This is a genomic window from Pseudarthrobacter chlorophenolicus A6 (assembly GCF_000022025.1).
In the GTDB taxonomy this organism is placed as follows: Bacteria; Actinomycetota; Actinomycetes; order Actinomycetales; family Micrococcaceae; genus Arthrobacter; species Arthrobacter chlorophenolicus.
Genome location: NC_011886.1, coordinates 4,127,904 through 4,139,973, shown reverse-complemented (window position 1 = coordinate 4,139,973; position 12,070 = coordinate 4,127,904). Strand labels below are relative to the sequence as shown.

Sequence of the window (12,070 nt, the reverse complement as noted above, 5' to 3'; positions counted from 1 at the left end):
ACAGTTTTCCCACACCACCCCNNCNNGGGNNNGGTGACGGGTGAAAGGGTTACGGCGGTCATAGCGTGGGGGAAACGCCCGGTCCCATTCCGAACCCGGAAGCTAAGACCCACAGCGCCGATGGTACTGCACCCGGGAGGGTGTGGGAGAGTAGGACACCGCCGGACAACCATTCGGTCGAGGCCCCAACCAGCAACGGTTGGGGCCTCCCACATTTAACAAACAAAACCACCTCACAAACACGCCAGATATGCCAGGGGACACCCCCGGGATGCCCCATCAGATACCGCAGCTAACACCCACTGTTAGGAGCGATAGCTGATAGGGCAACGGGGGTGATTAGGGCGTGTGGCGGGCCGGGGCCGGAAGGTGCTTGCCGGCGTCGTACGTATCTCAACGTCCCAACGCGAGCTGTCAGGCTCCGCTGAGGGCGAAAAACCCCTCAATATACGGTGATTAACCTCAAAAAGTCGCGGAAACACGCGGAATTTGCGGCCCCGTGGGGTGGTAGCTGGTAAGTTTTCGAACAGTGGCCTGCGCGCACACCGCGTGCGGGCTCCGTAACCAGACCGTCCAGGAGGACATCAATGGCTAAGAACCGTAGTGAACTTGTTGCAGAGGTAGCGGGCAAGGCCGGCACCAGCCAGGCAGCCGTCAACACCGTCCTCGACGCACTGTTCGAGGTTTTCGAGACCTCTGTCGCCGCCGGCGAGAAGATCACCATCCCGGGCTGGCTGGCAGTTGAGCGCACCGACCGTGCAGCTCGCACCGGCCGCAACCCGCAGACGGGTGAGACCATTCAGATCGCCGCTGGCCACAGCGTCAAGCTGACCGCCGGCTCCAAGCTGAAGGCTGCCGTCTCCAACAAGAAGTAGGCTTCTTCGCCCGGCGCAACGCCGGAGCAGCTCTGGGAGCGGTGACCTGAGGGTCACCGCTCCTTTTGCTTTAAGGCCCGTCCCGGGCCCACCAGCCGATTCGCCGCACAGCCCGGGGGTGGCGGACAATGTAGTGGTGTCTTCTGCCGCAAAACCACGTTCCGCAACGCCTCAGCCCGCTCCCGGGAACGGAGCGAAGGGGACGGGCGGCAACGCCCTCGGAATTTCGAAAGGCTGGCAGCTCGCCGGCCTCGCCGCGGTCTTCCTGGCACTCGTAGCAGCGCTGATCTTCTCCGGCGCTGCAGTGACCCGTGGCGTCTCCGATCCCGGCGCACTTGTGCGTTGGGGGCTTCCGATCAGCAAGGCGCTGCACAACGTGGCCCTGGCCAGTGTCATCGGCGGCCTGATCTTCGCCGTCGGGATTCTCCCCAGGAGCCTCTCGCCGCGCGGCCGAGCGAAAGGCGACTCCCCAGACAGCCCGGAACATCCAGCTTTCAGCCGCGCCCTCGCCGTGGCAGCCGCCGCAGGTGCTGTGTGGACCCTGTCAGCTATTGCCGTGCTGGTGCTGACCTACGCCGACGTGGCGGGACAACCACTCTCGGGCGACGCCGAATTTACCCAGGCGCTCGTGTACTTCATGACGGACATTGAGACCGGACGGGCCTGGCTGGCGGTGACGATCATCGCGGCCGTTGTCACCACCGCACTGTTCGGGGTCCGGTCCCTGGGCGGCTTGGCCCTCACCCTGATCCTGGCACTGATCGGTTTGGTACCCACCGCCCTGATCGGCCACTCGTCCAGCTCCTCGGACCATGAAGGGGCCATCAACTCACTTGGACTCCACCTGGTGGGGGTGAGCTCCTGGGTGGGTGGCATCATCCTGCTGGCGCTCCTGTCCGGGATCCTCACCGGCTCCAAGGCCGGCGCAACAACGGACATCACCGAACCTACCCTGCGACGCTTCTCCACCCTTGCCGGTTTTGCCTTCGTCCTCGTCTTCGCTTCCGGTGTTATCAATGCCAGCATCCGGATCACCAGCTGGGGAGACCTCTTCGGTTCGTCCTACGGACAGCTGATCCTGGCCAAGTCGGCCGCCACCCTGGTCCTGGGCGGCATCGGCTTCATGCACCGGCAGTGGGTCATCCCACAGCTGGGCCGCAAGGGATCCACCATGTCTTCCCGGCGCGTGCTCTGGCAACTGCTCCTCGCCGAACTCCTGCTGATGGGCGCAACCTCGGGCATCGCCGTCGCGCTGGGCCGTTCTGCCCCGCCGCAGCCCACCACGTTCGCGCCCGACGCCTCGCCTGCCTTCATCCTGACCGGCTACGAGCTCCCGCCGGAGCTGAACCCCACCCGCTGGTTCACCGAGTGGCGCCTGGACTGGCTGTGGATCGCGGTAGCCCTGTTCGGCCTGGTGACCTATATCCTCGGCGTCGCCAAGGTCCACCGACGCGGCGACAAGTGGAACTGGTTCCGTACCGTCAACTGGATCATCGGCCTCGTAGTCCTCACCTACATCACGTCCGGGCCACCGGCGGTATACGGCCGCATCCTCTTTTCGGCACACATGGTGGACCACATGGCCCTGACCATGGTGGCTCCCATCTTCCTGGTGCTCGGGGCCCCGGTAACGCTGGCCCTGCGCGCGCTGCCCGCCCGCGGTGACGGCTCGCGGGGTGCCCGCGAATGGATCCTGGTTTTCGTGCACTCGAAGTTCTCCCAGCTGGTCACGCATCCGCTGTTCGCCGCCGCCAACTTCGCCGGCTCAATCGTGATCTTCTACTTCTCCGACCTGTTCGGCTATGCCATGCGCGAGCACGTGGGGCACGAACTCATGAACCTGCACTTCCTGCTTACCGGGTACATCTTCGTGCTCACCATGATCGGAACCGATCCCCTGCCGCGCCGGGCCCCGTACCCCATGCGGCTGCTGCTGCTCCTCGCCACCATGGGCTTCCACGCGTTCTTCGGTGTCTCCATCATGGGCGGCACCGGGCTGCTCGCAGCGGACTACTTCGGCAACCTGGGCCGCAACTGGGGCCAGTCCGCGCTGGCCGACCAGCAGACCGGCGGGGCGGTGGCCTGGGGCATCGGCGAGGTGCCCACACTCCTGGTGGCAATCGGCGTCGCAATTATGTGGTCCCGCTCGGATCAGCGGGAGACCAAGCGGGTGGACCGCGCGGCGGACAGGAATAACGACGCCGATCTGGCCGCTTACAACAATATGTTTGCCAAATTGGCTGAACGCGATGCCAGGCTGGCTGACCGCAACAAGCTGGAAGGACGCTGATGAGCGAAACCGTACGCACCCATGCCCGGGTCCGGGCCTCCGAACTGGTGGGCCGGAACTGGCTGAACACCGGTGGCAAAACCCTGGACCTTGAAGCCCTCCGCGGCAAGATCGTGCTGCTCGATTTCTGGACCTTCTGCTGCATCAACTGCCTGCACGTCCTGGACGAGCTGCGGCCGCTGGAGGAGCAGTACTCGGATGTCCTGGTGACGGTGGGTGTCCACTCGCCCAAGTTCGAGCACGAGGCCGACCCCGTGGCCCTGGCCGCCGCCGTGGAGCGCTACGAGATCCACCACCCCGTCCTGGACGATCCCGAACTGGACACCTGGAAGGCCTACACCGCCCGCGCCTGGCCCACCCTGGTGGTCATCGACCCCGAGGGCTACATCGTGGCGCACCTGTCCGGTGAGGGCCACGCAGACGGGCTGGCCGTGCTGATCCCAGAGCTGATCGCCGAACATGAGGCCAAGGGCACGCTGCACCGCGGCTCCGGCCCGTACGTGGCCCCCGAGGCCACCTCCGGCACCCTCCGCTTCCCCGGCAAGGCGCTCTTCCTGCCCGCCGGCCGCGGGTCCACCGCTGCGGAGGAAGCGTCCGACGGCGGAGCGGCAGCGGGTGCCGCAGCCAGCGGTTCGGACGGCAAGGGTTCCTGGCTGGTCACCGACACCGGCCACCACCGCCTAGTGGAACTCGGCACCGACTTTGAGACCGTCCTGGCCACCTATGGCTCGGGCACGAAGGGTTACGCTGATGGAACCGCCGCGGGGGAAGACGCCACAGCACAGTTCAACGAACCCCAAGGCCTGGTCCTGCTGCCGGAAGACGTGGCAGCAAAGGTGGGCTACGACGTCGTAATCGCCGACTCGGTCAACCACCGCCTCCGCGGCCTGTCCCTGACGGACGGCAAGGCATTGACCCTTGCCGGCAACGGGGTGCAGCGGCTCCTGGAAACCGGGCCCGCCCGCGTGGACGAAGACGGTGCCGGCTTCAGCGGTTCCCTGGGCAATGATCCCCTGGACGTCTCGCTGAGCTCGCCCTGGGACGTTGTGTGGTCGCGCAAACTGAACGCTGTGGTGGTGGCCATGGCCGGCACGCACCAGATCTTCAGCTTCGACCCGCTCACCGGAGCCGTAGCCATCGTGGCCGGCAACGGACTGGAAGGTTTGCTGGACGGTCCCGCCCACGAGTCCTGGTTCGCCCAGTCCTCCGGACTGGCCGAGGACGCCGACGGGAACATCTGGGTTGCCGACTCGGAAACGTCGGCCCTGCGCACCTTGGTGATCGACGACACCGGGTCGCTCACCGTGAAGACTGCCGTGGGCAAGGGCTTGTTCGACTTCGGCTTCCGCGATGGTACTGCCGCCGAAGCGCGGCTGCAGCACCCGCTCGGTGTGACCGTCCTGCCCGACGGTTCCGTGGCCATCGCCGACACGTACAACGGCGCCGTCCGCCGCTTTGACCCGGCCACCGGCACGGTGTCCACGCTGGCCCGTGGCCTCGCCGAGCCGTCCGACGTGATTGTGGACGCCACCGGGGCTGCCGGCTCGGAGCCGCTGCTGGTGGTGGTGGAGGCGAACAAGCACCAGCTTGTGTACGTGCCCATTCCCAAGGAAGCCCAGCAGGTGGACGAGGGCGCGTCGCAGACACAGCGTCCCAAGAGCCCCGTGGCGCCCGGCCCGCTGGAATTGGCCGTCCGCTTCACCGCCCCCACCGGGCAGAAGCTCGACGACCGCTGGGGCGACCCCACCCAGCTGAAGATCTCCTCCACCCCGCCGGAGCTGCTGGTGTCCGGCGGCGGAACCTCCGTGGGGCTGCTGCGGACGCTGGAGCTGTCCCCGGACGTTCCCGAGGGAGTGCTCCACATTACCGCCCGTGCCGCAGCCTGCGACGGGCCGGAGACCGAGGACGGCGAGATCCCGGACCACGCCGCCTGCCACCTGTACCAGCAGGACTGGGGCATCCCGGTGCTGCTGCAGGCCGACGGCGACACCGAACTGGTCCTGGACCTCCGCGGAATGGACTGACGCGCCGCCGCCGCACGTAGTTCCAGGCTGCCGCCCGTGACGCCACCGTCACGGGCGGCAGCCTTTTGCGTCCACGGGAACGTATCTCCCGCGGAATTCCGGGGATTGCAGCAGGTGTAGGGCGCAAAAGCATGCTGTCCGTGACGCGGTCCAACGCGCACCGTTGTCCACATACGCCCGCCGGGAGCTGCATGGATGGTTGGGGGAGAGCCAGCATGGCCGCATGGACGTGCACAAGGCGCTGGAAATTTGCGGAGGGGCAGCCCGAAGGCCCGCACTGGCAAGGTTGGGGGTAAACGACGCTTCCCTCCGCCGGGCCGTCCGGGCAGGGCTGGTACAGCCCGACCGCGGACTGTATGCGCTGCCAACCGCCTCTCCGCATCTAGTGGCCGCACTGCGGAACCGCGAGGTCTTGACCTGTTCAAGTGCTGCTGCGGCCTACGGTCTGTGGACACTGCCCACGGATGGGCTGCGCCACGTCTATCACCGTCGCCGGGAGTCTGTCTCCGGCGGAGCTGTTCACCACGCAGGGCTGCTCCTGCCACCGGCGTCTTATCAGCCGGTGGCAGCGCTGGCCGACGTGCTGATCCACGCCTTGCGGTGCTTACCGTTTGCCGAGTCCCTGGTCATGGTGGAGTGCGCAGTGAACCGCGGTGACATGACCCTTGAGTTCCTGCTCCAGCGTTTGCCGGGGAAGCGAAACGGTAAGGCGAGAGCAGTCTTGGAGTGGGTGGACACGGGAGCCGACTCACTGCTGGAAACTCTGGCCCGGACGTATTTCCGGCGGGCCGGCATCCGGGTTGAAACCCAGGTCTATCTGGAGCGGGTGGGATACGTTGACCTGCTGCTGGATGGCTGGCTGGTGGTGGAACTGGACGGCCGGCACCACGCTGAGTGGAAACAGGTTCAGAAGGACCATCGGCGCAACAATGAATCCATTCGCCAGGGATATACGGCCCTGCGGTATTACTACTCGGATGTGGTGTTCCATCCCGCTGCCATGGTGTCGCAGGTCTTGCAGGTTCTGAGTCGCCGGCAATGACGGGTCCGGCTGTCACGCAGGGCACGGTTTTGGCCGATTGGAACATCCGGAACCCCGGAAATCCGGGGATCGTGAGGGGACTGTAGCCCAAAAGGGTGCTCGGCGTGACGCTGGACCAATAAACCAGCCGGAATACTGGGCCAGTTTGGCTGAAGACCAGAAACGACAGCCCCAGCAGCCCTAGAAGCTCAGCTGGGGAGTGACCTTCACGGTGTCGCCGGAGACGTCCAGGCGGGTGGTGAAGCTGAAGTCCACCTCTTCGTCCAGCGGGTACCAGACTCCGGTGAAGGAGTTTTGCTGCAGGGCCTCCACCTTGGCTTTTCCGTCCAGCGGCGAGACCACCCAGCGGCCGTCAAAGGGTTCGATGGAGACGTTGGGGTACTCGGTGACGGACCACTTGATGCTGCCGTCCTGCACCCTGTTGTTGCTGGCGTAGTAGAAAGGGCAGTCGGGCTGCAGCCGCTGCTCCTTCTGGGCCTCGGCGGCGCAGCCATCAAGGAATTCACGGACCTTGGCGGACACATCCTCCTTGAGCTTGCCGGTGGCTTGGGTCAGCAGGTTCAGCGGAGCTACGGGGGTGTCCCGCCCGGTCACCGTGGCGCGGCTGGCGGGGGCGGAGAAGTACTGCCCATCGAGCGACGCCTCGTATTCGCCGGGATAGAACACGGCGAAGGAGTTCCGGCCGTTGGGCATGTTCACGGGGACGCCGTTGATGTTGGCCTCGCTGCCGTTCACCACGGTGATGTCCACCGTGGGGAGCCGGGAAGGAACAAAGGCCCAGGTGTTGAAGAAGATCCATTCGGTACCGGTCTTCTGCAGCACGAATTCGGTGCTGAGCCGGCTGCCGTCAATGGTGTAGTCCATCGGCACTGCCACGCGGTTGTCCGGACGTTCTTCCGGTTCGCCGATCTGGACGTTGCTGAGCCTCGACGCAGCAGTCTGCAGGGCCGTGCCGTCGAGCATGGCGGCGTTGCTGGGCGGAACGGTGGCCCGCAGGAGGCCCAGCGCCTTGCCGCCGTCCCCGTTCTGCAGGGCGTCAATATACTCCCGCACCGGCTGCTGCGGGCTGGCCACTGTGCTGTTGACCAGGTTGATGGCCACAATGGCTCCGGCCACGGCAAGCATGAGGCCCAGCAGCCATCCGGCCGCTATCCTCACCAACGCTTGACTCATCTGCACGTTTCTTACAGTAACGTCAGTACGTTGGCACACTAAAGTCGGCGCCTCCCCTAATTCCGGCAGCAGTCGGTGGTTGGCTGCAGGGACAGCGCCCGACGACGCCGGCACGGAGAGTGCCCGGCCGCACCTTTGATCCGGCACGGCCCGGCCCTGGCGGGGTCCGCGGATCCCTCGCCTGGGGCCCCGGGTCAGCGGCGGCGACGCCTGGACGATGTGCCGAACATGCCGCGCAGCAGCTCACGGCCCAGCTGGGTGCCTACGGACCGGGCCATGCTCTTCAGCCCGCCACCCAGGGCGCCGCCCAGCACGCCACCCAGATCGCCCATGATTCCACCGCCCGGCTGGGATTGGCGCTGGGGCTCGGGGGCACGGGGCGCCCGCGGAGCAGGGGCAGTGCCGGCCCTTTCGGGAGCGCCGTCCCTGCCGGAACTGTTACGCGACGGCCTGCTGCTGGGCCGGCCCAGGATTTCCTCTTCGATGCGTCGAGCCTCGGCATCGACGTCGGCCTCCGCGGAAGTACCGGAAGAAACCGGCGTCCCGGAGGGAGCACCGGATGCCGCGGGACCGGTAGGTGCTGCCGTCTTGCCGGTGAGCTTCTCGTACGCGGAGGGGTTGTCCACCGCGGTGCCGTACTTCTCCAGCAGCGCGGACCCGGCCACGGTGCTCCGGACCAGGGCCTCGTCGCTGGGACCCATGACAGATTCGGGGGCCCGCAGCCGGGTGAGGGCCACCGGGGTGGGGGCACCCTTGTCATTCATGACGGTAATGACCGCTTCACCGATGCCGGCCGACGTCAGCGTCTCTTCGAGGTCGTAGTCGCTGAGCGGGAACGTGGACACCGTGGCCTTGAGGGCCTTGGCGTCCTCCGGCGTGAAGGCCCGCAGCGCGTGCTGGACCCGGTTGGCCAGCTGGCCGAGGACGTCGGCAGGGACATCCTTGGGGGTTTGGGTGACGAAGAAGATGCCCACGCCCTTGGACCGGATCAGCCGGACGGTGGAGGTGATGGCGTCCAGGAAAGCCTTGGAGGCGCCGTTGAACAGCAGGTGCGCCTCGTCGAGGAAGAAGACCAGCTTGGGCTTGTCCAGGTCGCCGGCTTCGGGGAGGTCTTCGAAGAGGTCGGCGAGCAGCCACATGAGGAACGTGGAGAACAGCATGGGCTTGTTCTGCAGCGTCGGAAGCTCCAGGCAGGTGACCACGCCGCGGCCATCCGGCGCGGTGCGCAGCAGTTCGGCGGTATCAAACTCCGGTTCGCCGAAGAACTTCTCCAGGCCCTGGGCTTCGAGGGTGACCAGTTCACGCAGGATTACCCCGGCCGTGGCCTTCGAGAGGCCGCCCAGCTGCTCGAGCTCATCCTTGCCTTCATCGGAGGTGAGGAACTGGATGACCGCCCGGAGGTCCTTGAGGTCGATCAGTTCCAGGCCGTTCTTGTCCGCAAAGTAGAAGACCAGCTGCAGGCTGGATTCCTGGGTGTCGTTGAGCTCCATGATCCGCGAGAGCAGGATGGGCCCGAACGAAGTCACCGTGGCCCGGACGGGAATGCCGTTGCCGTCGCCGCCCAGCGCCAGGAACTCCACCGGGAAGGTCTTGCCGTGCCAGTCCTGGCCAATGCTCTGGGTGCGGGCCAGGAGCTTCTCGCTGCCGGCGGCGGCAGTGGCCAGCCCGGAGAGGTCACCCTTGATGTCCGCCAGGAAGACAGGCACACCGGCGGCAGAGAGCTGTTCGGCCATCATGTGCAGCGTGACGGTCTTGCCGGTACCGGTGGCTCCGGCCACCAAGCCGTGCCGGTTCATCATGGCCAGCGGCAGCCGCACCGGCGCGTCCTTGTGGAGTTCGCCGTCGATCAGGGCGGCCCCCAGCTCGATGGTGGCGCCTTCCAGGGCGTAACCCTTCTGGATGGTGGCAAGCTTCTCTGCTGTGGTTTTGTTCGCCATGGCGCTAGCTTAGCGGCGGGCGGTGCATCTGCCGAGGTGTCAGGAAGGCTAGTTCCGGGCTGTACCGGTGCCCGCGGCCGGGAGGTCCTTGGTGAACGCCAGCGCGCCGATGGTCTCGGGGTCAGCGGCCAGGTCGAACTGTGCCTGGTAGCCGGCGCGCAGGTACAGGTATTTGGCTTCGGGCTGCCGCGGCCCGGTGGTCAGGTACAGGCTGGTGTAGCCGCGGGCAGCTGCCAGGGCTTCCAGCTCGGCGAGCACCAGGCGGGCCAGGCCGCGACGGCGGTGGGCCGAGTGGGTCCAGATCCGCTTCAGTTCCGCCGTGGTGGGGTCATACCGGCGGAACGCGCCGCCGGCAATGGATTCGCCGTGTTCCTGGATGATGAGCAGGGCGCCGGAGGGACCTTCGAACTCGGCCGCCGGGTAGCGGTTCAGTTCCTCGGCCGCGGCACCGTCCCCGAACAGGTCCCCGTAGCGGGTGTCGTATTCGACGGCGAGTTCGTCCAGGAGCGGCCTGACCCGGGGATCCTGCATGGGCAGGATGAGGACCTCCAGGGCCGCGCGGTCCAGGGGGCGGGGCTGGACTTCTGGTTCTGCTGTCACCGGTGGTTCCTTGTCAGGGTCTGGTTCCGGCCGGCGGCGGCCGGCTCTGGGGATATTGTGGCGGATTTTTCCCCGGCAAGGCTGCGGGCCGTGCCCAGGATGGTCCGGGCCAAGGCATCATTTTCCCGGAAGGGGGCGGCGTTGGTGCGCGGCCGGGCAAACGCCCCGGCACCCCAGCCGGACGTTCCGGGCCCGACGCCGAATACGGTGTCCTGCGGGGTGCCGTCCGCTCCCACCAGCCGGTGCTGCGGGGTGACCAGCAGTTTGCCGGTGGAGTGGATACCGTCCGCAGTCAGCAGCTGCTGCTCGGTTCCCAGCCCGCTGCCGTGCAGCGAGGCCAGCACCGGGTTGAGCGACCGGACCACGGACGTGGCCGGCAACCTGGCCTCGATGAACGCCCGCGCCGAAACTGCAGCGTCGGATAGCGGGGATACGGCAACGAAGGTTCCCGTGGCCTCATCGGTGCCTACCTCAATACCCGGTCCCAGGAACTGCAGCAGCCCGGCATGATGCAGGGCCAGCATCTGCCGCAGGCGGTGGGGCGGAGGCCCGGAGTCGACGAAGCTGAAGAACCCGTGCCACCAACCATGGATGGTCTGCTGGGACCGGGCGTTCAGCCGGTCCGCGGGGACCACCCGGCCCACCTCCATGTACACGTGCAGCAGGGCCAGGAACAGGGCGAGGGTCTCTGGATGGTCCGGGCTGTCGCGGAGGGCGAGGTCGTGTTCGATGTATCCGGCAACGGCATCCTGCACGGCACGGTGGTCCGCGAAGCGGCGCCCGTCGAAGGGCCGGTCCAGCCGTTCCAGGTCCAGGTGCAGGGCATCGTCCGGGACGGCGGCAGCCACGAGGTCCGCGCGCTCGCTGCTGTACCAGTCCAGTCCGGCGTAGTGTGCAGCGAACGAATCCCAGTCCATGGCGGCCCGCTCCGGGCTTCCCGTGAGGAGCTCGCGGTAATAGTAGTACCCGGCTTCCTTGGCCACCAGCGGCCAGAGGTGTTGGTGGAAGTCCAGCTCCCCGTGGCTCTGGAGCAGGGCTTCCACAGCGGCAGTGGTGAAGAACCGCAATGGTCCGGGAGCCTCGCCGCGAAGGGTTGCGGAGATCTTGGAGTGGTAGGGCACGCCGCGGCGCGACCCGGCCCACAGCCGCGGTTCCCGTCCGGACGGAAGGTAGCGCAGCCCGCCGTCGTGCGTTTCCTCGAACCGGCCGCCGCGGCCCTCCATCAGGATGACCAGCAGGTCCACGAAAGCCAGGCCCATGCCGGCGACGATGACGTCCTGTCCCGGGGCGATGCCTGAGTAGTCGACGTCGGTGGTGTAGCTGGGTGCCGCATGGTAGCCGCCGTGCCGGGCCGCGAACTTGGCGTAACCGGTGGAGGCGGCGTCCGGAAGCGAATCGGTGTGGCCCAGGGCGGTCACCAGGATGTCCGCGTGCAGCGTCCGGCCGTTGGCCAGGGAGACCTCGTGCCGGCCGTCCCCAAGGGTGGAGATCCCGACGGCGGTGCTCCGGTGGGTGGTCACGCTGCGGTTCAGTGCCCTGGCGGCCCGGCGGAAGAACCATTCGAGGTACTGGCTCTGCAGCTGGCGGGTGGGGAACGTGGTGCCGCGAAGTGCCCGGAGCTGGTCCTGCAGGTGCTGCGGGAAGTCCGGCACATCGGCGATGGAACCGTTCAGGACACCGGCGGTCCACTCCACCAGTCCGGGGCCGGCAACGGCCGGGCCGTCGCAGGCCACGGACTCGTCCGTGAACATGGTGATGTCCGCGGCCATGGAATTCAGCAGCAGGCCCGGGTCCTGGTCGTACCGCCAGATGCGGCCCGAGCCAGGAACGTGCGGCTCCACCACATGGATCTCCAGCGGCCCGGCAAAAACATCCGGCCGGTTGGCGGCGATCCGCTCAAGGACGCCGGCCGTGCGCGGTCCGCCGCCGATGAACACGACGGCCGGAATCTTCGCTGGCATGGGGGCTCCTGACGGGCGGATGGGCTGGTGCGCGGGACTGGTGGGCAGTGCAGCGGCGCGTTGGCAGCCGCCGGAGTGCCCATGCTAGGCAGCGGTGACCGCGGCGGTCGAGCAGCCGGTCACGCCCGTTAACTCCGCGTCACAACAGGTCAAAAGACGCAAAAAACC

At 67.0% G+C, this 12,070-nt stretch carries 8 protein-coding genes and 1 rRNA gene; 5 read left to right on the top strand and 4 right to left on the bottom strand.

Annotated elements, in window-relative coordinates; genetic code table 11:
- Nucleotides 1–50 precede the first annotated feature (50 nt).
- The 5 genes from rrf (at nucleotide 51) to ACHL_RS18605 (ending at nucleotide 6,231) form a co-directional block, all read left to right on the top strand.
- Nucleotides 51–167, top strand: a 5S ribosomal RNA gene (gene rrf / locus ACHL_RS18625).
- A 420-nt stretch (nucleotides 168–587) separates the two neighbouring features.
- On the top strand, nucleotides 588–875 hold the full coding sequence (locus ACHL_RS18620) for an HU family DNA-binding protein (protein WP_015938867.1): 288 nt from the start codon (nucleotides 588–590) through the stop codon (nucleotides 873–875).
- Between the two features lie 133 nt (nucleotides 876–1,008).
- The gene (locus ACHL_RS18615) at nucleotides 1,009–3,165 is read left to right on the top strand and encodes a cytochrome c oxidase assembly protein (RefSeq protein ID WP_015938866.1); all 2,157 of its coding nucleotides are present in this window, start codon (nucleotides 1,009–1,011) and stop codon (nucleotides 3,163–3,165) included.
- Nucleotides 3,165–5,189, top strand: coding sequence for an NHL domain-containing thioredoxin family protein (locus ACHL_RS18610; protein WP_015938865.1), 2,025 nt, complete (start codon nucleotides 3,165–3,167; stop codon nucleotides 5,187–5,189). The genes ACHL_RS18615 and ACHL_RS18610 overlap by 1 nt, the downstream gene beginning before the upstream one ends.
- 223 nt (nucleotides 5,190–5,412) lie before the next feature.
- Nucleotides 5,413–6,231, top strand: coding sequence for a DUF559 domain-containing protein (locus ACHL_RS18605; RefSeq protein ID WP_015938864.1), 819 nt, complete (start codon nucleotides 5,413–5,415; stop codon nucleotides 6,229–6,231).
- 180 nt (nucleotides 6,232–6,411) lie between these two features.
- Here the strand turns inward: ACHL_RS18605 and ACHL_RS18600 are convergent, their stop codons facing one another.
- From ACHL_RS18600 to ACHL_RS18585, 4 genes are all read right to left on the bottom strand, one after another.
- Nucleotides 6,412–7,404, bottom strand: coding sequence for a hypothetical protein (locus ACHL_RS18600; protein WP_015938863.1), 993 nt, complete (start codon nucleotides 7,402–7,404; stop codon nucleotides 6,412–6,414).
- 194 nt (nucleotides 7,405–7,598) lie between these two features.
- Nucleotides 7,599–9,341 (bottom strand): helicase HerA-like domain-containing protein, encoded by a 1,743-nt coding sequence (locus ACHL_RS18595; RefSeq protein WP_015938862.1) that lies wholly within the window; start codon nucleotides 9,339–9,341, stop codon nucleotides 7,599–7,601.
- 48 nt (nucleotides 9,342–9,389) lie between these two features.
- The gene (locus ACHL_RS18590; protein WP_015938861.1) at nucleotides 9,390–9,941 is read right to left on the bottom strand and encodes a GNAT family N-acetyltransferase; all 552 of its coding nucleotides are present in this window, start codon (nucleotides 9,939–9,941) and stop codon (nucleotides 9,390–9,392) included.
- Nucleotides 9,938–11,902 (bottom strand): FAD/NAD(P)-binding protein, encoded by a 1,965-nt coding sequence (locus ACHL_RS18585; protein WP_015938860.1) that lies wholly within the window; start codon nucleotides 11,900–11,902, stop codon nucleotides 9,938–9,940. The genes ACHL_RS18590 and ACHL_RS18585 overlap by 4 nt, the downstream gene beginning before the upstream one ends.
- Between the last annotated feature and the right edge of the window lie 168 nt (nucleotides 11,903–12,070).